A 25,733-nucleotide genomic window follows, 5' to 3' on the forward strand; every position below is an offset into this window, starting at 1 on the left:
CGCCGGTAACATAAAACGGCTAGAGTGTCCCTATGACTTCAAGCGACGATGCTTCCCGCGCCCCCGCAACGCCCTACCGCGCCGCCGGTTCCCTTCAAGGCCGCACCATCCTGATGTCCGGCGGCAGCCGCGGGATCGGCCTCGCCATCGCCCTCCGCGCTGCCCGAGACGGCGCCAACGTGGTGCTGCTCGCCAAGACGGGACAGCCCCACGCCAAGCTCCAGGGCACGGTCTTCACCGCCGCCGAAGCGCTGGAAGCCGCCGGCGGCAGGGCACTGCCGCTCGTCGGGGACGTCCGCAATGACGAGGACGTCGCGCACGCGGTGGCGGCCGTCGTCGAGCACTTCGGCGGGATCGACATCGTCATCAACAACGCATCAGCGATCGACCTGTCGACCACGGATGCCGTGGACATGAAGCGGTACGACCTCATGCAGGACATCAACGTCCGCGGCACCTTCCTGCTGTCCAAGCTGGCCCTGCCCGCCCTGCGGAAGTCCGACGGCGGGCACATCCTCACGCTCTCGCCGCCGCTGAACCTTGATCCCAAATGGGCAGGCAAGCACCTGGCCTACACGATGGCCAAGTACGGCATGAGCCTGACCACGCTGGGCCTGGCGGAGGAACTCAAGTCCGACGGCATCCGCGTCAACTCGCTGTGGCCCTGCACCCTGATCGATACCGCGGCCATCAGGAACATGCCGGGAGGGGACTCGATCGTCCGGGCGGCGCGCCGGCCGGAAATCATGGCGGACGCGGCGCATGCCGTGCTCACCGGCGGCAACCTCGCAGAGGGGACGGGCAGCCCCACCGGAAACTTCTACACGGATGAACAGGTGCTGTCCGCGGCCGGAGTGGCCGACTTCCGGCCCTACAGCCTGGGCGCCGCCGAGGACCGCCTCGTTCCTGACATCTTCCTCTGAATCCTCTGACCGCCTTCCGGATCAGGCCGCTCCTGCCCGGCAACTCGATAGGATTCAACTATGGAAGCCGCACGCCCTGACGATAGCCGTGAACCGCAGGAGAACCTGGCCGGAGCGAAGGGGCTGCCCGAGCGGCCCGCACTGGACCGTGACGCCCTGTCCAGCACTGAATTCCTGTCCGCCAACGGAATCCCGCAACTGACGGTCGTGGACACCACAGGTTCCACCAACGCAGACCTCCTGCGTGCCGTCACCGTGGACCCCAAGGCCTGGCCGGACCTGGCGGTCCTGACCGCGGAACACCAGACGGCGGCCCGCGGACGGCTGGACCGGTCATGGGAGGCGCCCGCCCGCAGCTCGGTCCTGGTGTCGGTGGTGCTGCGGCCCGTCAACGCCGACGGCCGGCCGCTGCCCACCCAGACCTACTCGTGGCTCTCACTCCTGGCCGCGCTGGCACTCCGCGATGCACTGCTGGATACGGCGGGAATCCCCGCTGAGCTCAAGTGGCCGAACGACGTCCTGGTCCGCGGCAGGAAGGTCGCCGGCATCCTGGCCCAGCTGGGGCCGATGGGGGACGGCTCGGTGCCGCCGGTCATTCTGGGCACGGGGCTGAACGTCACGCTGACGGACTCCGAGCTTCCGGTTCCCACGGCCACGTCCGTGCAGCTTGAAGGCGCCGGGACCGTGAACCGCACCGTGCTCCTGAAGAGCTACCTGTCCCGGTTCTGCGTGCTCTACCGCAGCTTCTGCAACGCCGACGGCGACCCCACGTCGGGGCTGGCCGGCGGGCCGTCACTTCACAAGCGCGTGGAGGCCGTCATGGTGACACTGGGCAAGCAGGTCCGTGCCCAACTGCCGGGCGATCACGAAATCATCGGCCATGCCACCCGGCTCGATGACTCCGGCTCGCTGCTGGTGGTTGATGCAGCGTCCCACGAGCACGTGGTGACCGCCGGAGACGTGGTTCACCTGCGTGCCTGGACCCCGCCGGGGCAGTCCGCGGAAAGCGGCTATGCGTAAAGAACTCCTGCCGGGTGAGCAGGTCATTGTGGTGACCCGCCCGCAGCCCAGGATGCTGTTTGTCCCGGCGGTGGTGTTCGTGCTGATGCCTGCCCTTGCCGCCTTTGCCAGCGCCTGGATCATCCGCGGCGGACTGTCCGGGCTGGTCCCGGCCGTTTCCGGCGAGTGGACGTTCTGGCTGGTTGCGGCCTGCGTGCTGGCGGCCGCGTGGGTCCTGTGCGGCTACTGCCTGCCGAGGCTGATGCGGTGGCACGCAACCCGCTACTTCCTGACCAGCCAGCGGATACTGGCCCGCTATGGCGTGCTGCGGCGGCGGGACCAGCAGGTGTTCCTGGCCTCAGTGCGTAATGTCACGGTGAGCCAGACGATGCTCCAGCGGATGTTGCGCTCCGGGAATATATCCTTGGATGCCGGGCACCAATTTAGCGCCGAGCTGCGGGACGTGCCGGAAGTCGCCACGTTCCACAGGTTCTTGCTGGATGCTATTGATGAGCTCCCGGATGAAGAAATTTTTGGATTGGATGATGCGCCGAAGGATTTCGACGCCGGTTTTCCGCGGGACATGAGAGAAGGTGGAAGAGATGAACGATGATGATCCGCGCAGCAGCCAGGAAACGGGCACCGGCGAGGTGACCGACGCCGTCGTCGAAGCTCCGCACACCGGAACCCTCTCCGCGGAACGAATCGCGGCAAAAACCCTGGAGGCGCGTCTCCTGGGCGGTGAGCGCAAGTTGCGCCGCCGTGAAGTGGCGGCCGGCGCCGGGCTGTCGCTGCTGTCGGCCCGGAAACTGTGGCGCGCCCTGGGCTTTCCCAACCTGGGCGACGACGACGTTGCCTTCACTGAGCGCGACCAGGCCGCCCTGAACACCGTGGTGGACCTGGTCCGGTCAGGAAATCTCACCGAAGAGGCCGCCATCTCGGTCACCCGGGCCATCGGCCAGATGACGGACCGCATGGTGGTGTGGCAGATCGAGGCGCTCGTCGAGGACATGGTCCATGAGCAGGGGCTCACGGACGCCCAGGCGCGCAAGCGCCTGGTGCATGAACTTCCCGCGCTCGTGGATCCGCTCGAGCAGATGCTGGTCTACTCGTGGCGGCGCCAGCTCAACGCCGGTGTCCAACGTCTGGCCGTCCGGGCTGAGGCCGGTCTGCAGGCCAGCGAGGAAGGCCGCGAAGGCGACGAGGACGACGCTCCGCTGCCGCTGGCGCGGGCCGTGGGCTTCGCTGACCTGGTGTCCTACACGAGCCTGTCCCGGTGGATGAACGAAAAAACCCTGGCCAAGCTGGTGCAGCGGTTCGAAAACAAATGCGCCGAAATCATCTCCGTTGGCGGTGGCCGCCTCGTGAAGACGGTGGGCGACGAAGTCCTCTACATCGCCGAGACCCCTGCTGCCGGCGCGGAAATTTCCCTGGCACTGGCCGAGGCGTTCACCAGGGACGAAATCCTCCCCGAGGCACGGGTGGCCATGGTGTGGGGACGGATTCTGTCCCGCTTGGGCGACATTTACGGGCCGACCGTCAACCTTGCCGCCCGGCTCACCACCCTGGCCGATCCGGGAACCGTGCTGGTGGATTCGATGACCGCGGCCGCCCTGGACCAGGACGAGCGGTTCGTGCTGATCCCGCAGGAAGTGGAGAACGTCCGCGGGTTCGGCGAGATCCAGCCGGTGGTGCTGGCCCGGGGCCAGGGCAAGGGCCTGGTCCTGGACTAGGTGCTACAGCGGGGGAGTCCTCCCCATCGCGGATCCGGCCCGCCGTAGGTAGGCTTGCCCGGGTAACGGAGAGTCCCGCACCGGGCTCTCCTTGGACAACCCGCCAGCGCCCATGTAATAGTCGAAACTCAGAATTGTTCCGGCGTCTCGATGGGGGAGTGGCGGAATGTCACGGCTCCTGATGCACATCAGTGGCCAGTAAGCTGCGCTCAGGCGGCTGTGATTTCGGGGGAATAATAACGCTGTGTCAACTTTGTTCGGCAGGCTGGGGCTCAGGAACCGCCGCAACAAGCTCATCACCGGTACCGTTTTTTCCGCAGCCGCTGCAGCGCTCGTAGCCGGCGCCGTGATCTACCCGGGGTTCAAGACCGCCGAGGTGGACCTGAACGACGGCGGCGTGTGGGTGGTCAGCAAGGCACGCAACGCCGTCGGCCGGCTGAATTACCCCTCACGGGTCCTTGACGGAGCGGTAACCCCGGCGAGCACCACCTTTGACGTCCTGCAGAACGCCGGCAAGGTGTTCGTGGATGACGAGTCCGGCTCAACCCTGAACCAGGTGTCGGCCGCCAACATGAGGCTCGGCGGGGACAAACAGCTCCCGGGCTCGGCGCAGGTCAGCTTCGGCACCGAGGTCATTTCCGTCACGGACCCCGCCGCCGGCAAGATGTGGGCGATGTCGCCCTCCACGGTTAATGCCTTCGATGAGGAATCCAGCGAGCCGGCAGTAGCCGGCTCCCAGGGGCTGGTGTCGGCGGTCGGCTCCGACGACCGGATCTATTCGGCGGATCCGAAAACGGGGCAGGTGACCGTCACCGCCGTGGACGCCAACGGCGAGCCCGCCGACGCGGAGTCCAGCACATGGGCAGGCCTCAAGGGCGCGGGCGACCTCCAACTGGCCGTGGTGGGGGACCAGCCTGTTGTCCTGGATGCCGCCGCCGGCCGGCTGTTCCTCCCGGGCGGCCGCGAGCTGGTGTTGGCGGACGCGGCGGAAGCGAAACTCCAGCAGTCGGGTCCGGCGTCGGACTCCGTGGCCCTGGCCACGCCGAAGGCGCTCCTGAAGCAGCCGCTGGACGGCTCGGCGGCGAAGACCGTCACCACGGGCGGGCAGGGCGTGCCGGCGGCGCCGGTGCAGCTGGGCGGCTGCGTTCACGCGGCGTGGTCCGGCGTGAACAAGTACGTCCGGGACTGCGCCAACGATGCCGACGACAAGAACGTCGCTGTCCCCAAGGCCAGTGCGTCGCCGAGCTACGTGTTCCGCGTCAACCGGGACGTCGTGGTGCTGAACGACGTGAATTCGGGGAACGTCTGGCTCGTCAACCAGAACATGCAGCTCGTCAACAACTGGGACGACGTGGTTCCGCCGAAGAACCAGGCCGATGACCAGGATGAGGAATCAGCCGACGACAACACCATCAATGTCCTGCCGGACCGCACCAAACCGAACCGCCCGCCGGAAACCAAGCCCGACGTCGTCGGGGTCCGGCCCGGCCGCACCACGGTCCTGAGCGTGCTGGACAACGACTCGGACCCCGACGGCGACGTCCTCACCGCTTCGGTGGGGAGCAACGGCCCTGAGGCGGGCAGCCTCGAGGGCATTCACGGCGGATCGGCATTCCAGATCACCGTCCCCGCGGACGCCGCGCCCGGCACCGAGACGTTCGACTACAGCGCAGCGGACGGTCGCGGCCTTTCTGCCGGCGGCAAGGTGACCCTGAACGTGGTGGGCCCCGACGAGAACAGGCCGCCGGCCTTCAAGCGGAGCGATCCCACCACCCTGCTCGTGGAGCAGGGGAAGACGGTCAGCCAGAACATCCTGACGGATTGGGCGGATCCCGACGGCGACGACCTCGTCCTCATGTCCGCCACCGCCGACAATGAACAGGACCAGGTGAAGGTCCGGCGCGACGGGCTGCTCACCTACCAGGACTCGGGAGCCTCGGCCGGCAAGAAAAGCGTCACGGTGTCCGTGTGGGACGGGCAGGCCACCTCCACCGGAAAAGTCCTGGTGAACGTGCAGCCGCCGGGCGCGCTGGCCCCGGTGGTCAACGCCGACCACGTGACCGCCGTCGTCGGCCAGGACCTGGTCATCGCGCCGCTGAAGAACGACGTCGACCCCAACGGCGGCGCCCTGCGCCTCGCCCAGGTGGAAGCCGGCGGGCCCGCCGAACTCGGTCCCGTCACCGACGGCGGCACGTTCACCTTCCGCAGCCGCACGCCCGGTCCCGTCTACCTGACGTACATTGCGAGCAACGGTCCCCAGAGCAGCCAGGGCCTCATCCGGGTGGACGTCGAATCCGGCAAGGACACGGGAAAGCCTGTGGCCGTCCATGACGTGGCACTGCTGCCGGTGGGTGGCAGCGTGCTCCTGGACCCGCTGGCCAACGATTCCGACCCGTCCGGCGGCGTCCTGGTGCTGCAGTCCGTCTCGCTGCCGGAAAATGCCACCGCCTCGGTCAGTGTCATTGACCACAGCGTCCTGCGGATCACCGACATCGCGGGCACCAAGGATCCCTTCGTGTTCCGCTACACCATGTCCAACGGCAGGGATTCAGCCACCGGAAGCGTCTCCGTGGTGCCGGTTCCGGCCCCGGCCGTGGTGGAGGCTCCGCAGCCCAAACCCGATGAAGTCAACGTCCGCGTCAATGACGTCGTGACCATCCCCGTGCTGGACAACGATACGCACCCGCAGGGCGAGAAGCTGAGCGTTGATCCGGTGCTCCCGCAGTCCGTGCCCGCCGAGGACGGCAGGAGCTTCGTTTCGGAAAACACCCTCCGGTTCATCGCCGGCAGCCAGCCGAAGACCGTCCGCGCGATCTACAACGCCGTCGATCCCCAGGGCCAGAAGAGCGCGGCGGCCGTCACCATCCACATCCTTCCGCTCGAGGGCGCCGAGAACTCGCGCCCGCAGCCCAGGAACCTTACGGCCAGGGTTGTTGCGGCCGGCACGGTCCGGATCCCGGTGCCGCTGGACGGCATGGATCCCGACGGCGACTCCGTCCAGCTGACCGGAATCGACAGCACGCCTGCCATGGGCACCGCGACCGCCGGAAGCAACTTCATCGACTTTGTTGCGGCCGGGGACGGAGCCGGAACCGATTCCTTCCGCTACAAGGTGGTGGACCGTCAGGGTGCCGTGAACACCGGCACGGTGACCGTGGGCATCGCGCCCCGCGGCGACACGAACCAGAAGCCCACGCCCGTGGATGACGAGGTCAAGGTGCGCCCCGGCCGGCAGATCGCCGTCGACGCGACCGGAAACGACACCGACCCCGACGGCGACCTGATCCGCATCCTCAGCGACGGCATCGAAGCGGACGCCGCGCTGAAGGCGGAGGTCAGCAAGCAAAGCGGGCGCATCATCCTGCAGGCCCCGGCCGCCGAAGGCACCGTCAACGTCCGGTACACCGTTGCCGACGAGCGGGGCGCCTCCGCGCAGGCTGCCATCCGGATGGTGGTGGACAGCAAGGTCCCGCTGCAGGGGCCCATCGCCCGGGATGACCGGGTGACCTCGGCCCAGACCCTGGGCAAGACCGCCGTCGACGTTCCCGTCCTCAAAAACGACGAGGATCCGGACGGCGTGGGCGAGAACCTGAAAGTGACCAGCGGAACCGAAACGGCCCGCCCGGGTCCGGACGGCAACGTGCTCGTCGAACTGACCGAGCAGCCGCAGCTGGTGCCTTACACGGTTGAGGACGTGGACGGCAAGACGTCCACGGCCATTATCTGGGTGCCGGGCATCGGGCAGCAGGTGCCGACCCTCGCCAAGGACGATGTGCTCGAGGTCGTCGCGGGCCATTCCGTCACCGCCGACCTGGCCGAGTGGGTGAAAGTGCGCGAAGGCCGCTCGCCCCGCCTGACCCAGATTGACCGGATCAAGCTTATCGGAGGGGACGGCGCCGACCCGGTGGCGAACGGCGGCACCGCCATCAAGTACACCGCAGGCAAGGATTATGTGGGCCCGGGGTCCATCAGCTTTGAAGTGACGGACGGCACCGGTCCCGATGACCCCGCCGGGCTCAAGTCCACCCTGAGCATCCGCACCAAGGTCCTGCCTGACCCCGGCCGGAACAACCCGCCCACGCTGCTGGGCGGCGCGGTGGACGTGCCGCTGGGCGACTCCGCCGCCACCGACCTGGCGAAACTGACATCCGACCCCGACGCCGACGACGTCCGGAACATGAAGTACGAGGTGCTCGGCGCAGTTCCCCAGGGCTTCACCGCGGACATTGACGGCGCATCCCTCAATGTCTCGGCGAAGGACGGCGTGCGGCCCGGTGAGGGCGGCGCTGTGCAGGTCAAGGCGAAGGACCCGCGCGGGCTGGAATCCGTCGCCACCTTCCGCCTTTCCGTCACTGCTTCCAACCGTGCCAAGGCTGTGGCCAACGACGACGTCGAGGCCGACGCGGCGGCCGGCAAGCCCGTGACGGTGAAGGTGCTGGCGAACGACTCCAACCCCTTCCCGGACGTGCCCCTCAAGATCCTTGGCGTGGCGACGGAAACGGGCCAGGGCACGGCCGCCATCGCGGGGGACTCGGTGACGGTCACGCCGTCGGCCGGTTTTTCCGGAACGCTCATAGTGTCCTACACCGTGGCGGACAAGACCGACGAAGCCTCCCGCTACGCCACGGCCCGGATCCGGCTGACGGTCAAGGACAAGCCGCTGGCGCCCACCACCCCGCAGGCCCAGAGCGTCGGCGACCAGACAGCCCTGCTGAACTGGACCGCGCCCGCGGACCGCGGCTCACCCATCACCAAGTACACGGTCTACGGCGAGGGCGGCTACCGGCAGGACTGCCCGGCCAACTCGTGCACCCTGAACAACCTGGTGAACAACACCAAATACCATTTCCAGGTGACGGCCACGAACGACGTCGGCGAGTCCGAGCGTTCGCCGGTTTCGGCTGAGGTCCGCCCCGACGTCAAGCCCGACACTCCGCTTGCTCCGGCGATGAAGTTCGGCGACAAGCAGCTCAGCATCACGTGGACGGCACCGGCCAGCAAGGGCTCGCCGGTCAAGTCCTACGATCTTGAGATCTCGCCGGCGCCCAGCGGGCAGAACGCGCAGATCCAGAACCTCACGGCCGCCAGCTACGTCTGGAAGGGCCTCGAAAACGGCGTTGCCTACAAAGTGCGCGTCCTGGCCCGGAACGACGCCAGGGAACCCTCCGAATGGAGCCCTTACTCCGCTGCGGAAACTCCAGCCGGAGTTCCCGTGACACCCGCCGCGCCGACAGTTTCCGGCGCCGGATCCGTGGGCAACCAAAGCCAGCTGCAGGTGAACTGGACCGCACCAAACAACAACGGCGACGCCGTCTCCGCCTACACGCTGACAACGCTGCGCGGAGGGACCGCCGTCAAGCGCCAGCAGGTGGCCTCCGGAACGTCCCTGAACGTGACGGTGGCGAACTCCGAAACCGACTACACCTTCACCGTGTCGGCCACCAACAAGGCCGGAACCTCCGGGACGAGCGCCCAGTCGGCGGCCATCCGTGCTGCCGGGAAGCCGGGGACAGTGAACAGCGGCACTGTGCGCGCGACGGGCAACAGCGGAGAGCTGGACGTGACATTCACGCCGCTGACCGAAGCCCAGCGCAACGGGTCACAGCCCGACGAAATCCGCTACCGCTGGTCCACCGCGTACGGTTCGGGCCCGATCAATGCCGGCGGGGGAACCATCACGAACCAGCCCAACGGCAGGGACGTGACGGTCAACATCATCGCCACATCGATCAAGAACAACGTCTCCGGTGACGCCAAAGCCATCGGCTCGGACGTTCCGTACGGTGCGCCCGGAACGCCGAGCGTCACCGGCGAAACGTCTCCCAAGGGAGACCCCCAGGTGCACTGGACGTGGACCGCGCCCAACAGCAACGGGCGGCCCATCAACCGGTATGAGGTCAGTTTTGACGGCACCGGCTTCAAGTCTGTGGGCATGAACCGGCAGTACAGCCAGTCCGGCGGCGGCTGGGGTCAGCGGCATACCCTGGCGGTCCGCGCCTGCAACGGAACCGACGGGATCAAGGACTGCGGCCAGGCCGACTCCGCAACCTCAACTTCGGGGGCCGATCCCACGCCCCCGCTGACAGAAGTCAGGGTCAAGCAGAGCGACAACAACAGCTGCCCGGGCAAGCCCGGTGTCCCGGACCGGTACGACGCTGCGACGCGCAGCTGCGGTGGCAGCGACGCCAACTGGGTGTCTTATTCAGACGGCTGGATCGCCACGCCGTGCTGGGCGGACATCTATAACAACAACGGCCGCTGGTACCTGATGAACGGCGGGCCGCACCAGGGCTGGTACGTCAAGGCCGTCACGGTGGACGTCAGGGGCCCTGGCGTGGGCCAGTGCTGAATCTGGGAAGCCATCCCATGACGAACGAATGAATCGCTCCGGAATTGCCGGAAATTATGTGCCACACAGAAGAGGAACCATCTCATGACCATGACAACCGAGCAGGCCGACTGGTTTGCAGGCACGTTCGAAAAGCTCGTCGCCAACGTGGGCCAGGCCGTCCTGGGCAAGGCACACGTCATCCGCCTGACGTTCACCGCCATGCTGGCCGAAGGCCACGTGCTGTTCGAGGACGCACCGGGAACCGGGAAGACATCGCTGGCCCGCGCGCTGGCCGCCACCGTCCGGGGGTCCAACAACCGCATCCAGTTCACGCCGGACCTGCTGCCCTCCGACGTCACCGGCGTGACCATCTATGACCAGAAGACCCAGAAGTTCGAATTCCACAAGGGCCCGATCTTCAACAACATCGTCCTCGCCGACGAAATCAACCGCGCCTCGCCCAAGACGCAGTCTGCGCTCCTGGAAGTCATGGAGGAATCCCGCGTCACCGTGGACGGCACCACCTACGAGGCGGGACGCCCCTTCATGGTGATGGCCACCCAGAACCCGATCGAGCAGGCCGGCACGTACCGGCTGCCCGAAGCCCAGCTGGACCGGTTCCTGATCAAGACGTCCATCGGCTACCCGGACCACGCCTCCACCGTCCAGTTGCTCGGCGGCACCAACCTGAAGGACCGGTCCCGCGACCTGCAGCCTGTCATCACCACGCAGGCCGTGGCGGACCTGGCCGACCTCGCGGCCACCACGCACGTGGACACCGCGGTGCTCGAGTACATCTCCCGGCTCTGCGAGGAGACGCGAAACGCCCCGGAGACGCGGCTGGGCGTGTCCGTCCGCGGCGCCCTGGCCATGGTCCGGGCGGCCAAGGTCTGGGCAGCCAGCCAGGGGCGCAACTTCGTCCTGCCGGACGACATCAAGGACCTCGCGGGGGTTGTCTGGACCCACCGGTTCGTGATGGATCCCGAGGCCGAGTTCTCCGGTGCCACGGCTGACGCCGTGCTCTCCCGGGTGCTGGCGGACGTCGCCGCCCCTCAGCAGCGCGCGGCCGTCTGATACGCGGGTTCCGGCCCGCCCCCACCGATCCGACACCACTGAAGCATCGCTAACAAAGGTTCCAACATGTCCACCGGCACTCCGCTCACCAGGCTTGCTGCCCGCTTCCGGCCGCCCTTCCGCAAGGACGGCACGCCCTCCGCTAAAGCCAGCCGTCTCCACCGCCCGGACGTGTGGCGCGAGGCCGGCAGCACAGCCGGCCAGGCGCTGGCACCGGCCTGGGGCGCCGTCCGCCGCGTCTGGGCCCGCCGCGTCCGGCCCGTGCTGTCCGTGGTGAGCGTCCTGGGCTGGTCCGTGCTGGGGGCGTCAGCCTTCCTTTGGACTGCGGGACAGGCCTACGGCTGGCAGGAAGCCAAGGCCGCGGCGGTCGCTGCGCTGGTGCTCTTCCTCATCGCGGTCGGCTTCATCCTCGGACGGTCTTCGTATGGCGTCTTGCTGGACCTGGCCCGGACCAGGGTGGCTGTGGGGGACAGCGCCGTGGGAAGCATCGCCGTCTCCAACACGTCCGCACGGCCGCTCCTGCCCGCTGACCTGGAGTTGCCGGTGGGCGGAGCGACGGCCGTCTTCCACCTCCCGCGCATGAAGCCGCAGCAGGTGCACGAGGACCTTTTCACCATTCCCACGGCACGCCGGGCCGTCATTGTGGTGGGACCCGTGCGTTCCGTCCGGGCCGATCCGCTGCATCTCCTGCGCCGCCAGGTGCTCTGGACCGAGCCGGAAGACCTCTACGTCCACCCCCGGACGGTGGCCCTGGCAGGTTCCGCCGCCGGATTCATCCGCGACCTGGAGGGCATGCCCACCACCGATCTTTCCAGTGCGGACGTCTCCTTCCACGCCCTGCGCGACTACGTACCCGGTGATGACCGGCGGCACATCCACTGGAAAACCACGGCCAGGACCAACAAGCTCATGGTGCGCCAGTTCGAAGAAACACGCCGGGCCCACCTTGCCATTTCGCTGTCCATCAACACTGACGAATACGCCTCCGAGCACGAGTTCGAGATGGCCATTTCCACGGCCGCCTCCATCGGCCGCCAGGCCATCCGCGAGCAGCGCGAACTGGACGTCCTGACCCAGGCGGGCCCGCTTCGCTGCGAAACCGGCCGCAACATGCTCGATGACATGACCCGGATCGTGGGCGCCCCGCTGCGGAAGACCGCCGTCGACCTTGCCCGGACGCTTGCCGACACGGTCCCCAACGCCTCCGTCGTCTTTTTCGTGGTGGGCAGCCAGGTGATGCCCGCCCAGCTCCGCTCTGCAGCGGCCTCGGTGCCGCCCGGCGTGCGCAGCATCGCCGTGCGGCTCGACGCCGGTGCGGCGCCGGCCCGTGCCAACATCGCCGACCTCACGGTGCTGACCCTCGGCGACCTCTCCGACCTTCCCGCCGTCCTCCGAAAGGCTGCCGCATGAGCCAGGCACCCGGCCTCCGCCCGCGGCGGCAGGCTCCGTCCGCGCCGCCGTCCGCCTTCGCCACCGGCCAGCCGCGGTGGCATTTCCTGCTCGACGGCGGCGCACTCACCGTCCTGCTGGGGCTGGGCGTCCTCGGGTTCAGCCTGAGCTTCGGCGGCGACCCGTACTACCTCGTGGCGGGGTTCGGCGGGATCATCCTCGGCCTCGCCATCGCCGCCTGCAACGCGCATTTCCGGCTTGGCCTCCTGATCACCACGGCCTTGGCGCTCGGTGCCTACCTGGTCCTCGGCACCGCCCTGGCGGTGCCCGGAGCCGCCATCGCGGCCGTCATCCCGAGCCTGGAATCGCTCCGCACACTCCTGCTCGGCGTGGTGTTCTCCTGGAAGGACATGCTCACGGTCGGGGTCCCCGTGGGAACCGCCGGCGGGGTGCTGATCGTCCCCTTCCTGAGTTCGCTCATCGCCGCGGTGGTTGCGGGCGTACTGACCTGGCGGATCCGGAGCCCGTACTGGCCCCTCCTGCCGGTGCTGGCCCTGTTCGTCACCGGCATCGCGTTCAGCACCAATGCAGGGTTCCTCACCGTGGAAAGGGGCATCGCCCTGACGGTGGTGGGCATTGCCTGGGCAACGTTCCGCCGGGACTGCCTGCGCCGCACCGACACCCGCAAGGTCTCGGTCAACCGTCCCCAGCACGACGCCGATACCGCCGGCCGGGCGCGAATGCGGCGCCTGACGGCGGGGGCCGCCGTCATTGCCGCGACAGTGGGCATCACGGCCGTCGTGTCGCCACTGTTCGCCGCCGGCGACGAACGCCAGGTCCTGCGGAACGTCGTCGTGCCGCCGTTCGATCCCAAGGATTACGTCACGCCGCTGGCGAGCTTCCGCAACTTCGTCAAGGACAAGAAGGACGACGCCCTTTTCGTCGTCAAGGGGCTCCCCAAGGACGCCCGGGTCAGGCTGGGGGCCCTGGACGCCTTCAACGGCACCAACTACACCATGGATCCGAACGGCTCCGGCAATTTCAGCAAGGTGGGCGACGCAAAGTCGATCAACACCCTCGCCGATAGCGCGGCATCAGTGCCCACAAACGACTACACGCTGGACATCACGGTCGAGGACTATCAGGGGTACTTCGTTCCGGGCGGCAGGAAGACCACCGGACTCAGCTTCGCCCCGGGCTCGTCCAACGCGGCCTCGGGACTGTACTTCAATTCCGGAACCGACACGGCAGTGACCACCAAGGGCCTGGCCCAGGGGGATTCGTACAGCGTCCAGGTCTCGGACCCCGTGAAGCTTGAGCATGGCCAGCTGACGCAGTACGACTTTGCCAAGCTCACGCTCCCGGATGCCGCGGAGGTCCCGCCGGTGGTGGGCGCCCAGGCCAACGACCTTGCGGCCGACGCGCCGACGGCCATTGACCGGGTCCGGCAGATCGAGGCCCATTTCCAGAAGAAGGGCGCCTTCAGCAACGGGCTCATCGCCGACGGGCAGCTCCCCAGCGTGTCCGGCCACGGCGCGGCGCGCATCCGGGACCTGCTGACGGCCAAGCAGATGCTGGGCGACGACGAACAGTATGCCGTGGCCATGTCCCTTATGCTGCGGCATCTGGGCATCCCCTCCCGCGTGGTGATGGGCTTCTACCCGGATCCGAAGAGCCCGGAGAACGGCGCAGGCGAAATCAAGATCCTGGGCAAGGATGTCCACGCGTGGGTCGAAGTGGCCTTCGACCGGGTCGGCTGGGTCACGTTCGATCCCACGCCGCCCAAGGACAACATCCCCATTCCGCCGGACCCCGAAAGCAAGTCCAAGCCCAAGCCCCAGGTCCTGCAGCCGCCGCCCCCGCCGCAGGAACCGGCCGACCTCCCGCCGGACTCCTCTCCGGACGCGCTGGACGCAGACGAGAAGAAGAACAATCCGTGGCTGTTCTGGGGTCCCATCCTCAGCGCCATCGGCATCGGCCTGATTCCGGTCGGAATCCTGGCCCTGCCGCTGCTGCTCATAGCCCTGCTCAAGACACGGCGGAGGAAGTCCCGGTTCGCTGACGGACACCCGGCACAGCGGGTGGGAGGCGGATGGAATGAGGTCCTCAGCCTGGCCACCGACATGGGCGCGGCTGTTGACGGCCGCGCCACCCGGCGGGAGACGGCCGCCGTGGTTGCCGAGGCGTTTCCGGCGACCGGTACCACCACCACGATGCTGGCACATCGGGCGGACGCTTCCATCTTCGGGGCGGGCCAGCCCAGCGAGGACGACGTCCGGGAGTACTGGACGATCGTGGACGGGTCGCTCAAGGAAATGACCGGCACGGTCGGGTTCTGGCGGCGCCAACAGGCACGGTTCTCGCCGCGGTCCCTGCTGGCCGATGCACGGGCCGCCCTGAATTCCCGCGGCGGCGTGAATTCCCGCGGCGCCCTGAGTGCACGGACTGCCCTTCGGGAACGCTTCCAAGGACGGAACGCTTCCAAGGACGGAACCGGCCATGAGTGACAGGGCGGAGCGGTGCGTGCACTGCCGTCAGCCGGTCCGGGCCGGGGCAACCTTCTGCGGTGCGTGCGGGGCGCCCCTGGCCAACCGTGCGGCCCGGTCCAACCGTGCGGCCCGGTCCAGCCTGGCGGGCGGAGGCGCAGGGAGCAGAGGCTTGGCGAGCCGAGGCGCCGAAACTCAGGGCGCGCCACACGCCGGTCCGATTCCCGGTAGCATCCCGGTAGGGCCGGGGGAAGGAACAGGAATGGGAGGCACACTCGTGCTGGTGCCGGCTTCGCCGGGCAAGCGTCTCGGCGCCGCCGTGCTTGACTGGCTGGCGCCGGCAGTGGTCCTGGTGGTCCTTCTCTCCCTCGGATTTGCGAGCGTCACCAGCACCAGGAGTTCCGGCTTCATCGTGTACGACACCGGCAGGCTGGTCCTCCTCGGGAGCGTCGCTGTAGGACTGACCCTCATCTACACGCTTGTCATTGCAGGAATCGAGGGCCGCTCCGGCAGCACCATCGGCAACCGCCTCATGGGCATCCGCAGCGCAGACAATGACGGCTGCGCACCGGGCGCCGGTGCTGTTTTCCTCCGTGGCATCGTCACCGGTGCAGGAATGCTTCTGGCCGTTCTCGCCGCCGCACTCGTGGCCATCTTCAAGTGGTTTGACGCCGCGCCGTGGATCCTGGCCCCCGTCGTGCTCCTCGGGATTGCCTGGGCCTTCGTGGTGGTGCTGTCCAGCACCTGGGACCGGAACGGCGGGCTCCGGGGGTGGAATGACTTCGCCGCCAAGACCCTCGTGTTCGACGTCAGCGCCGGCCGCAACCCGGTGACCACGGGCGGCATCGAGGGTCCGTACAGCTTCGCGCCACTGGACCTTCCGCCCGTGCAGCAGGTGGCCTCGCCGGTCGCCTCGCCTCTTGTTTCGCGGGCTGTCCCGCCGGCGGCCGGGGGGAGTAGCGCCGGCAACCACCCCGACGACGGCCTGGACCGTACGCAGCTGCGCGGCGACGCCGGCCAGGACGCGCCCGTGGCGGTGCTGCGCATACAGCTCGACGACGGCCGCGACTTCCGGCTGGACCGGAATGTGCTCATCGGGCGCAATCCCGCCGCCAACGCCGGCGAGTCCCAGGCCCAGCTGCTGGCGGTTCCGGACTCCGGGCGGACCATCTCCAAGACCCACCTTCACCTGCTCACGGACGGCGCGGGTGTGTGGGTGACGGACCGCAACTCCACGAACGGCAGCGCCGTCACCACGCCCGACGGCGTCCGCACGCCGCTGCAGCCAGGCGTGCCATCATTTGTCAGCCCCGGAACCACGGTTCATTTCGGGGACCGCACTTTCACCGTAGGACAGGCATGAACTCACAGCAGGCGGCCCGCACTCCAAGGGCCGGCCGCGAGCCGGGCCTCAGCCTGAGCTACGGCTACGGCACAGACCGCGGCCTTCGCCGCGAGCTCAACGAGGACTCCTTCATCGCCTCCGATCCCGTCTTCGCCGTTGCGGACGGCATGGGCGGGCATGAAGCCGGCGAAGTTGCGAGCGGCATGTGCGTCCGCGCACTGGCAGGAATGCCGCAGCTGGCCACGGGGGAGCGGACCGCCACGGCTTCCGTGGTGCAGCATTTCCTGGCCTCCGCGGATGACTCCATCCGGGCCGCTACAGGCTCGCGTGCGGGCACCACGCTGAGCGGCGTGGTGGTGGTGGAGCAAATGGGCGTTCCCTACTGGCTGGTCATGAATATCGGCGACTCCCGGACGTACCGGCTGAGCCAGGGCCAGTTCGCCCAGGTCAGCGTGGACCATTCCGAAGTCCAGGAGCTCGTGGACACCGGAGAGATCACGGCCGAACAGGCCACGGTCCACCCCCGCCGGCACGTCGTGACCCGAGCGCTCGGCACGGGCGACGACACGGAAGCCGACTACTGGCTGCTTCCGATCGAGGAGGGCGACCGCGTCATGGTCTGCTCGGACGGGCTCAACGGGGAGCTGAGCGACGACCGGATGCTGGGCATCCTGAGCGCGGTGGAGGATCCGCAGGAGGCTGTGGATGCGCTCATCCAGGCAGCACTGAGAAGCGGCGGCAGGGACAACATCACCGTGATCGTCATCGACGCCAGGAACGTCCTGAATGATGCAGGCATGGCCACCACGGCACCGAGGACTGCGTCCGCCGCCGAGGACGAGGACACCCTGCCGCGTGCAGCCGCGAGCGAGGACTGCCCATGACCGCAGCTAGCTACGTTCCGGGCGGCTGGTTGGGGCTGGTCCGCTCCGGAACCGCGGTCATCCTTGGCCCCGATACGCCGGCGCCGCTGGTCAGCACCGTGTGGGGCCTGTTGGGCGACGGCCCCGAAGTCCATGACGTGCTCCACGCCGTGACGAGCGGGTTCGGCGTGCCGCTGAACCGTACACCCTGGTTCGGCATCATTGGTTTCCGGGAATCGCTGAGGGTTTTCCTCCGCGGTGACCTGGACCTGACCGTTCACCTTTCGGGCGGCCCGGTGGTGCTAGACGGCCGGAATGTCACCACCTGGACCGAACGGTGGCTGGACGCGCCGGAGTGGTTCAGCCTGACGGTTCCGGGCCAGTCCTCGGCCTTGGAGCTGCCGGTGACGGAAGGCGCCGTCCTCCTTAAAACCCTCCGGGTGGAGGTCGCCGGAGGCGGCAGCCCGGCAGCGAAACCCCAAGAGACTGAGAAACCCCAAGAGACTGACTCCGCGAGTGAAGCGTCCGCCGACGTCGTTGTTGAACCCGTACTGGAAGCCTCGGCCGAGACCGTGGCGGGGATGAGTGAGGAAACGTCTGCGGGCATGCCTGGGGAGGGGCCGGATGAAGGCGGGCTTGAAGAGACGCGCCTGCCCGAGACGGGCCTGACGGTCACCGGCGCCGCTGACTTGGCGGACCGGCACGACGAAGGACCGCAGGTGCCTGCACCGGCCACCGAACTCACCGGTTCGTACGACCACCTGTGGGACAAGACCGTCATGCGCAGCATCGAGGATGCGGCCGTCCGTGACGGCCAGGACGACGACGGCCAGGACGGTGAGGGCCATGACGACGGCGGCGCCCCGCCCGCGGCCAGCCAGGAAACAGGGAGCCAGGAATCAGCAGGTCCGGAATCAGCGAGCCCGGAATCAGCGAGCCACTCCACACCCGGCCCGGACGCTCACTACCCCGGCACGCCCGCCCGGGACGCCGAGCCCGCCGAGCCCGGGCCGGCCAACCAGACCCCGGTGCCCGGCGGACTGATTGATTCGGTGCCGTGGGCCACCAGCGGCGACCGTGCCCCGCGCCCCCAGGCCCCGCCGTCGTTCATTTCCCTGTCTGACGCCCGCCCGGGAGTGGACGAGCAGCTGCCCGAGCAGGAGCTGCCCCCACAGGAGCTGCAGGAACGGCTCGCTGACGGCGACCACGACGGGCAGACCATACTCAAGAGTGACCTGTCAGCCGCACCCCAGCCTGCCTCCGCCCCTGCCGCCGGCCGGGAGCCGGGCGGCGGTCCGCTGGGCGGCGGTCCGCTGGTTTTGGCCCGCGTGTGCGCACGCGGCCACGCCAACCCGCCCACCAGCGCGCAGTGCCCCACCTGCGGTTCCCCGCTCCCGGACGTCGCCGTGCAGGTGCCGCGACCCCGGCTCGGCCGGCTGCGGCTGTCCACTGGAGAACTGATCGACCTCGATGAGTCGCTGGTCATAGGACGGCAGCCGTCGGTGTCGCGCGTCCAGGGCGGCGTCATGCCGCGGCTGGTCCAGGTGGCGAGCCCCGGAGGCGACATTTCACGGTCCCACGTCGAGGTGCGGCTGGAGGGCTGGCACGTGATGCTCTGCGACCTGAAGGCCACCAACGGCACCGTCCTGGTCCGTGAGGGGCAGCCGCCGCGACGCCTGGCCCAGAACGAGATGGCCATTGTCCTGGACGGTGACATCGCCGAACTCGGCGATGACGTTTCCTTGCGCTTTGAGGAGATCCTGTGAGTTCCAAGCGGCCCGTAGCTCCGCCGCCCCGCATCCCCGGTTTCACGTACGTCAGCCTGCTCGGATCGGGCGGGTTCTCCGATGTCTACCTTTATGAGCAGGACCGGCCCCGCCGCAAGGTGGCCGTGAAGGTCCTCCTCTCGGGGCTGAAAACGGAGGGCGCGCGGCGCCGGTTCGAGTCAGAGGCCAACCTCATGGCCCAACTGTCGTCGCATCCGTTCATCGTCACCATCTTCGAGGCCGAGGTCACGGAGGACGGGCACTCCTACCTGGCCATGGAATACTGCTCCCGGCCCAGCCTGGACGTCCGGTACCGGCGGCAGCGCTTCAGCGTGGACGAGGTCCTGGCCGTGGGCATCCAAGTAGCGTCCGCCGTCGAAACGGCCCACCGTGCCGGCATCGCGCACCGTGACATCAAACCGGCCAACATCCTGGTCACGGACTACAACCGGCCGGCGCTGACCGACTTCGGCATCTCCGGAACCCTCGGCGGCGATGCCGATGAAGACGCCGGGATGTCCATTCCGTGGTCCCCGCCGGAACAGTTCCAGGGAGGAAAGGTCGACGGCGTCATGGTGGACGTGTGGGCACTCGGCGCCACGCTGTACACGCTGCTCGCCGGACGCTCGCCGTTTGTCCTGCCGGGGGCGGACAACTCCCAGCGGGAACTGATCTCCCGCATCACCGGCACGCCCGTCCCGCGGCTCGGCCGGGCCGACGTCCCCGAATCGCTGGAACAGGCGCTGGCCACGGCCATGGCGAAGTCGGCGTCCTCCCGCTATTCATCGGCTCACGCCTTCGCGCTGGCACTCCAGCGCATCCAGGCCGAGCTCAACCTGTCGGTCACGCCCTTCGAGGTCCTGGAGGAGCGCCACCAGGAGGACGTCCACACCGACGACGGGTTCGAGGAAACCCGGGTACGCAACATCGCCGCCATCGACCCCGACAGGACGGGCAGTGCCCCGACCTTCCCTGCGCGGACCTGGCCGCTGGACCGCGGACGGTCCGCGCCGTCGTCCGCGCCTTCGCCCGGGGCGCAGGCCGCGCCCGGCCCCCGCCCGGGCGGCCCCGCAGCGCCGTCGGCAGTGCCGTCCGCGCCGGCTGGGGCGCCGGCCGCCGGTGACGACTGGGCACAGGCAACGGTCCTCCGGAGCAGCCAGCCCAAGGCTCCGGACGGGCCCGCGTCAGACCCGCTGCCCGAGGACCACGGGAAGCGCAACCTCTGGCTCGCCATCTCCGGCGGAACACTCCTGGCGCTCGCGGTCACCGTGGGCATCGTGGTGGCGTCATCGGCGCCGCAGCCCCAGGTGCTGGCCAGCGAACAGGTCAGCAAGCCGCCGGCAGATGCCCTGGATGACGGGTCCGTGCCGGACGTCGCGAAGCTCGCGGGCACGCCGGGAGCCGCCGGGAAGGTCCGGTTCACGTGGACCAACCCGCAGCCGAAGCCGGGAGACACCTACAAATGGCGGATCAAGACCGTCAAGGGCGGCGGGGGCTACCTCTCAACGTCCGCGGCGCGCGTGGATGTGGCCGCCAACCCCGCTGAACCCACCTGCGTGCAGGTGATCATCGTCCGCAGTGACGGCTCCGCGTCCCCGGCGGGCGAGGACTCCATCGCGTGCGTCTGACAAAACAGCCCAATGAGGAGACACTGAAAATGGGAGACCTGGCCATAGATTTCTGCGGCGAATGGTATGAGCCGACGGACGAGGACATCTTCAGCATCGGCCGCGAAGGCGACCTGGAAGTGGATGACAACCCGTACCTGCACCGGCGCTTCCTGCAGATCGCCCGGTACGACGGCATCTGGTGGCTCAGCAATGTGGGCAGCATGCTCTCCGCAACCGTGGCCGACGGCTCCGGCGGAATGCAGGCCTGGCTGTCCCCGGGCGCCCGCCTGCCGCTGGTGTTCAGCCACACCACCATCATCTTCACGGCCGGGCCCACCACGTACGAATTCGCCGTCCACCTGAAGACGCCGTCGTTCCGGCAGGAGGCTCCCGGCGATTCCAGCGCCGGAGACACCACCATTGGTCCCGTGGTCTTCACGGACTCCCAAAAGGCGCTGATCGTGGCGCTGGCCGAGCCAATGCTCCGGCGGGAGGGGACCGGATTCAGTGCCATTCCGTCCTCCGCGGCCGCGGCCAAGACCCTCGGCTGGGCGCTCACCCGGTTCAACAGGAAGCTGGACAACGTGTGCGACAAGCTGGACCGCGTGGGTGTCGCCGGCCTCCGGGGAGGCGGGGGAAAGCTTGCCACCAACCGGCGTGCCCGGCTCGTGGAGCACGCGGTCACGTCCCACCTGGTGACCGCCGATGACCTGTACCTGATTGAAAAAATGAGAGGGACCGACGAAGGATGAGAATCCGACTGACGCTTCGCCGGGACCCCGCGGACGCCAAGGACCTCGCCGTCACCGTGGACGGACTCGCCACCGTGGCGGACATCGCCACGGAACTCTGGACCGCAGACCCCGGCCGGCGGGATGAGCCCGCCCCGCCGAACCTCTCGCTCCGGATCGACGAGGCGTTCGTGGCCGGCGGGATGCGCGGCATCGTCCTCAACCGCACGGACAACCTCCTGGAATCGGGACTGCGGCCGGGATCGGTTGTTTCGCTAACCCAGGTCAGCGAGCAGTTCGGAGTTCCCGGAACCGGCAGCGGTCCTGCCGCCGGCCGCGGACCCGCGGTCGCCACCCTCCGCATTCTTTCCGGGCCCGACGTCGGGCGGGAGTTTTCGCTGCCCTCCGGCACCAGCTACATCGGCCGGGACCGCGACGTCGACGTCAGGCTCACCGACCCGCTGACATCGAAACGGCACGCACGCATCACCGTGGGTGAGAGCGTCGAGATCGTTGACACCAATTCGGCCAACGGTCTTCAGATGGACGGGCTGCCCGTCACCCGGGCCACCCTGAATTCTTCGGACACCGTGACGTTGGGCGACACCGAGCTCACCGTGGTGCCGCTGGCCCGCAGCGGCGCGGCCGCTCCGACGTCGCCCCTTGTTGACTTCAACCGTTCCCCGCGCGTGGTTCCCCGGTTCAGCCCGTCAAAGCGGGTGCCGCCGGCGGGGCCAAAGCGGCAGGACCACCACGCCTTCCCGTACATCATGCTGATAGCCCCGCTGATGATGGGGGCCGTCCTCTTCGCAGTCACGCAAAGCCTGATTTCCATGCTTTTCATGCTGATGATGCCGCTGTTCATCGTGGGGCATTACGTGGACCAGAAACTGCAGGCCAAGCGGGAGCGCAAGGAGCAGCTCAAGGAGTTCCGGGAATCGATGGCCGCGTTCCGGCTGGACATCACCGAGCTGCAGCGGGTGGAACGGGCGGTCCGGCTGCAGGAGGCGCCGTCCGTCAGCGACACCGTCGATTCGATCTACAAGCTTGGCCCCCTGCTCTGGACCCACCGGCCCGAGCACCAGGGGTTCCTGGGGCTCCGGTTCGGACTCGGCACGGTGCCGTCGCGGGTGCCGCTCGAGGAACCGAACTTCAGCGAAACCGAAACGGAGTTCCGGCGCGAAATCGAGGACTGCCTGGCCCGGTTCCGGGAGATCGAAGGCGTGCCGGTCGTCTCCCAGCTGCGGTCTTCCGGCTCGTTCGGCCTCGCTGGCTCCCGCGGCCTCGTCGACGACGTGGCCAGGGGCATGGTGCTGCAGCTCGTCGGCCTGCACTCGCCGGCCGAGGTCGCGGTGGCAGCCATCACGTCCACCAGGTCGAGGGAACGCTGGAACTGGCTGCAGTGGCTGCCGCACGTCGGGTCGAGCCACAGCCCGCTCGCCGGCGACCACCTTGCGGCCGGTTCCGCCAGCGGTGCCAGCCTCCTGGCCCGGCTGGAGGACCTCCTGGAGCTCCGCGAAGCAGCGCTGCAGTCGCCCGGCCCCGTCCACCGGCCCGGCATCCACGAGGAAACCGGGGACGTGCCCGCCCCGGTGCTGCCCTCGGTCCTGGTCATCATTGAGGACGACGCCCCGGTGGACCGGGGGAGGCTCACCCGGCTCGTGGAACGCGGGCCGGACTCCGGCGTGCACGTTCTGTGGGTGGCCACCGGCGTTGAGGCCCTCCCGGCCGCATGCCGCGACTTCATGGCGGTCGACGGCGAACACGGCACCACCACCGGGCAGGTGAGGCTGGGACGCCACACCTACCCCGTGAGCTGTGAAAGCCTCGACGCCGAACTCGCCGGCCAGCTGGCACGCATGCTGTCGCCCGTGGTGGACGCCGGAAAGCCCCTGGAAGACGACTCGAACCTGCCCCGCGCCGTTTCCTACGCGGCGCTCATCGGCAAGGACTTCCTGGACAATCCGCAGGCCGTCGCGGAACGGTGGCAGGAAAACAACTCGGTCCGCACCACCGCCGTCGCGAACCGCAAGGACAACGGGTCGCTGCGGGCGCTGGTGGGGTCCAAGGGCGTCGAGCCGCTGTACCTGGACCTCAAGAATGAGGGCCCCCACGCGCTCGTCGGCGGCACCACGGGCGCCGGCAAGTCCGAGTTCCTGCAGTCCTGGGTCATGGGCATGGCCACCGCCTACAGCCCGGACCGGGTCAGCTTCCTCTTCGTCGACTACAAGGGCGGCGCCGCGTTTGCCGACTGCCTGCACCTCCCGCACACGGTGGGGCTCGTCACGGATCTTTCGCCGCACCTCGTGCGCCGCGCCCTGACCTCGCTGCGCGCCGAACTTCACTACCGGGAGCGGCTGCTGAACCGGAAGAAGGCCAAGGACCTGCTGGCCCTGCAGCGCGAGGCGGACCCCGACGCGCCGCCGTACCTGGTGATCGTGGTGGATGAGTTCGCCGCGCTCGCCACCGAGGTGCCCGAATTCGTGGACGGAGTGGTCGACGTCGCCGCCCGCGGCCGGTCCCTCGGGCTCCACCTGATCCTCGCCACCCAGCGCCCCGCCGGCGTCATCAAGGAGAGCCTGCGCGCCAACACCAACCTCCGCGTGGCGCTGCGCATGGCCGACGAGGACGACGCAACCGACATCCTCGGCGTGCCGGATGCCGCCTACTTCGACCCCTCCATCCCGGGCCGTGGCGCGGCAAAAACCGGACCTGGCCGCATTCAGGGGTTCCAGACCGGATACGCCGGCGGCTGGACCACCGAGCGGCCGCAGCGCCCGCAGATCGACATCGTGGAAATGGCGTTCGGTTCCGGTCCCGCCTGGGCGACGCCGGCTCCGGAATCTCCGGTCAAGGACGAGCCCTCCGGTCCTAACGACATCGCCCGGATGACGTCCAACGTCATCCGGGCGGCGGACCTCCTGGCCATCGGTCCGCCCCGCAAGCCGTGGCTGAACGAACTGGCCATGACCTACGATTTCTCCCTGCTGCCGAACCCGCGCACGGACGAACGGCTTCTGCTCGGCGTTGCCGACGATCCCGCCCGCCAGGACCAGCCCACCGTCTTCTACGAGCCGGACAGGGACGGCAACATGGCCATCTACGGCACGGGAGGCTCGGGCAAGTCCGCCGCGCTCCGCGGGATCGCCATTGCAGCCGCTGTCACCCCGCGCGGCGGCCCGGTGCACATCTACGGGATCGACTGCGGTTCCGCCGGGCTGAAAATGCTCGAAGAGCTCCCGCATGTCGGCGAGATCATCGACGGCGACGACGTCGAGCGGGTGGGCCGGCTCCTGCGCTGGCTCCGCGACCTGGCGGAGGACCGGTCGGCACGCTTTGCCGAGGTCCGGGCGTCCACGATCGTGGAGTACCGGAAGCTCGCCGCCATGCCCGACGAGAAACGCATCTTCGTGCTCGTGGACGGCATGTCAGCCCTCCGCGAAACGTACGAATACAGCCGCCTGTCCGCCTTGTGGGACCTCTTCCTGCAGTTGGCAACCGACGGCCGTCCCCTTGGCATCCACCTCGTGGTCACCGGTGACCGCCCCAACTCCGTGCCGCCGTCGTTGCTTGCGTCCATCCAGCGCCGGCTGGTGCTGCGCCTGTCGTCCGAGGACGACTACATGACGATGGACGTCCCCAAGGACGTCCTGGGCAAGGCGTCGCCTCCGGGGCGCGGCCTGCTCGGCAGCCATGAGGTGCAGCTCGCCGTCCTGGGCGGCAACTCCAACCTGGCGCTGCAGGCGCGGGAGGTCCACAAGCTCAGCGAGGCCATGCTGCGCCAGGGCGTCGAGAAGGCCCCGCAGATCGAGCGGCTGCCGGAGCAGGTGGACCTGGACATCCTTCCGGCCGGCCGGCCGGACCTGCCCGTGATCGGCGTCGACGACGAAACGCTCCAGCCTGCCGCGATCATGGCCAAGGGCCCGCTCCTGCTGGCCGGGCCGCCGGGCGCCGGCCGGACCGTGGCGCTCGTGACGCTCGCCTATGCGCTGCGCCGCTCCAACCCCGGGACGGAACTGGTCTACATCGCGTCGCGGAAATCGGCCGTGGCGTCACTGCCCGTCTGGGACCGTTCGCTGGTGGGGCCGGACGACGTCGAGGAAGCGGTGGAGGCACTGACCGATCATTCTTCGGCCAACCCCGGAAAGCTCGCCATCTTCATCGAGGGCCTCACCGAGTTCACGGGGACCCTTGCGGAGTCCGGCGTGGAGCGGCTCGTGGCGGCCTCCATCAAGGCCGATCAGTGGGTGGTCGGGGAGTCCGAGACGTCCACATGGTCCTCGGCCTGGTCGCTGGCCCAGCCCTTCAAGTCCGGCAGGCGGGGGCTGCTCATCAATCCGGGCGATATCGAAGGCGACAGCCTGCTCAATACGTCGCTCGGACGGGTCAGCACGGACTTCATTCCGGGCCGGGGCTACATCGTTGGCAGGGGCAAAGTGCGCAAACTCCAGATCGCCCTGCCTCCGGAGAGCCGGACGTAAGG

At 68.5% G+C, this 25,733-nt stretch carries 14 protein-coding genes; all 14 read left to right on the forward strand.

Translation table 11 applies throughout. The features are described from left to right. Positions 1-32: 32 nt before the first annotated feature. The 14 genes from ASG92_RS14175 (at position 33) to ASG92_RS14240 (ending at position 25,731) form a co-directional block, all read left to right on the forward strand. Entirely contained in the window at positions 33-923 is an 891-nt protein-coding gene (locus tag ASG92_RS14175; protein ID WP_056629393.1) for an NAD(P)-dependent oxidoreductase, read from the forward strand. Positions 924-983: 60 nt separating this feature from the next. Next, entirely contained in the window at positions 984-1,943 is a 960-nt protein-coding gene (locus tag ASG92_RS14180; protein WP_082579505.1) for a biotin--[acetyl-CoA-carboxylase] ligase, read from the forward strand. Continuing rightward, positions 1,936-2,535 (forward strand): PH domain-containing protein, encoded by a 600-nt coding sequence (locus ASG92_RS14185; RefSeq protein WP_056629395.1) that lies wholly within the window; start codon positions 1,936-1,938, stop codon positions 2,533-2,535. Before ASG92_RS14180 ends, ASG92_RS14185 begins: the two co-directional genes overlap by 8 nt. Next, entirely contained in the window at positions 2,525-3,655 is a 1,131-nt protein-coding gene (locus ASG92_RS14190) for an adenylate/guanylate cyclase domain-containing protein (protein WP_056629398.1), read from the forward strand. Before ASG92_RS14185 ends, ASG92_RS14190 begins: the two co-directional genes overlap by 11 nt. Before the next feature lie 244 nt (positions 3,656-3,899). After that, positions 3,900-10,004, forward strand: coding sequence for an Ig-like domain-containing protein (locus ASG92_RS14195; protein WP_056629400.1), 6,105 nt, complete (start codon positions 3,900-3,902; stop codon positions 10,002-10,004). An 84-nt stretch (positions 10,005-10,088) separates the two neighbouring features. Continuing rightward, the gene (locus ASG92_RS14200; RefSeq protein WP_056629401.1) at positions 10,089-11,060 is read left to right on the forward strand and encodes a MoxR family ATPase; all 972 of its coding nucleotides are present in this window, start codon (positions 10,089-10,091) and stop codon (positions 11,058-11,060) included. Between the two features lie 66 nt (positions 11,061-11,126). Further along, entirely contained in the window at positions 11,127-12,470 is a 1,344-nt protein-coding gene (locus tag ASG92_RS14205) for a DUF58 domain-containing protein (RefSeq protein ID WP_056629404.1), read from the forward strand. Next, positions 12,467-14,956: a transglutaminase domain-containing protein gene (locus ASG92_RS14210; protein ID WP_240987137.1), complete on the forward strand. Its 2,490-nt coding sequence runs from the start codon at positions 12,467-12,469 to the stop codon at positions 14,954-14,956. The genes ASG92_RS14205 and ASG92_RS14210 overlap by 4 nt, the downstream gene beginning before the upstream one ends. Further along, positions 14,949-16,298, forward strand: coding sequence for an RDD family protein (locus tag ASG92_RS14215; protein ID WP_200951972.1), 1,350 nt, complete (start codon positions 14,949-14,951; stop codon positions 16,296-16,298). Before ASG92_RS14210 ends, ASG92_RS14215 begins: the two co-directional genes overlap by 8 nt. Further along, on the forward strand, positions 16,295-17,164 hold the full coding sequence (locus ASG92_RS14220; protein ID WP_056629409.1) for a protein phosphatase 2C domain-containing protein: 870 nt from the start codon (positions 16,295-16,297) through the stop codon (positions 17,162-17,164). Before ASG92_RS14215 ends, ASG92_RS14220 begins: the two co-directional genes overlap by 4 nt. Beyond that, positions 17,161-18,909: a hypothetical protein gene (locus ASG92_RS14225; RefSeq protein WP_056629410.1), complete on the forward strand. Its 1,749-nt coding sequence runs from the start codon at positions 17,161-17,163 to the stop codon at positions 18,907-18,909. Before ASG92_RS14220 ends, ASG92_RS14225 begins: the two co-directional genes overlap by 4 nt. After that, a complete protein-coding gene (locus ASG92_RS14230; RefSeq protein ID WP_056629413.1) occupies positions 18,906-20,537 on the forward strand; it encodes a serine/threonine-protein kinase in 1,632 nt (543 codons plus the stop codon). Before ASG92_RS14225 ends, ASG92_RS14230 begins: the two co-directional genes overlap by 4 nt. A gap of 29 nt (positions 20,538-20,566) precedes the next feature. Then, a complete protein-coding gene (locus tag ASG92_RS14235; protein WP_056629415.1) occupies positions 20,567-21,271 on the forward strand; it encodes a hypothetical protein in 705 nt (234 codons plus the stop codon). Next, positions 21,268-25,731 (forward strand): FtsK/SpoIIIE domain-containing protein, encoded by a 4,464-nt coding sequence (locus ASG92_RS14240; protein WP_056629417.1) that lies wholly within the window; start codon positions 21,268-21,270, stop codon positions 25,729-25,731. Before ASG92_RS14235 ends, ASG92_RS14240 begins: the two co-directional genes overlap by 4 nt. Positions 25,732-25,733: the final 2 nt, after the last annotated feature.

This window comes from Arthrobacter sp. Soil736, from assembly GCF_001428005.1.
In the GTDB taxonomy this organism is placed as follows: domain Bacteria; phylum Actinomycetota; class Actinomycetes; order Actinomycetales; family Micrococcaceae; genus Arthrobacter.

Coding starts and splice junctions, on each gene's coding strand:
- ASG92_RS14175 (WP_056629393.1), top strand. CDS start 33: ATGACTTCAAGCGACGATGCTTCCCGCGCCCCCGCAACGCCCTACCGC.
- ASG92_RS14180 (WP_082579505.1), top strand. CDS start 984: ATGGAAGCCGCACGCCCTGACGATAGCCGTGAACCGCAGGAGAACCTG.
- ASG92_RS14185 (WP_056629395.1), top strand. CDS start 1,936: ATGCGTAAAGAACTCCTGCCGGGTGAGCAGGTCATTGTGGTGACCCGC.
- ASG92_RS14190 (WP_056629398.1), top strand. CDS start 2,525: ATGAACGATGATGATCCGCGCAGCAGCCAGGAAACGGGCACCGGCGAG.
- ASG92_RS14200 (WP_056629401.1), top strand. CDS start 10,089: ATGACCATGACAACCGAGCAGGCCGACTGGTTTGCAGGCACGTTCGAA.
- ASG92_RS14205 (WP_056629404.1), top strand. CDS start 11,127: ATGTCCACCGGCACTCCGCTCACCAGGCTTGCTGCCCGCTTCCGGCCG.
- ASG92_RS14210 (WP_240987137.1), top strand. CDS start 12,467: ATGAGCCAGGCACCCGGCCTCCGCCCGCGGCGGCAGGCTCCGTCCGCG.
- ASG92_RS14215 (WP_200951972.1), top strand. CDS start 14,949: ATGAGTGACAGGGCGGAGCGGTGCGTGCACTGCCGTCAGCCGGTCCGG.
- ASG92_RS14220 (WP_056629409.1), top strand. CDS start 16,295: ATGAACTCACAGCAGGCGGCCCGCACTCCAAGGGCCGGCCGCGAGCCG.
- ASG92_RS14225 (WP_056629410.1), top strand. CDS start 17,161: ATGACCGCAGCTAGCTACGTTCCGGGCGGCTGGTTGGGGCTGGTCCGC.
- ASG92_RS14235 (WP_056629415.1), top strand. CDS start 20,567: ATGGGAGACCTGGCCATAGATTTCTGCGGCGAATGGTATGAGCCGACG.
- ASG92_RS14240 (WP_056629417.1), top strand. CDS start 21,268: ATGAGAATCCGACTGACGCTTCGCCGGGACCCCGCGGACGCCAAGGAC.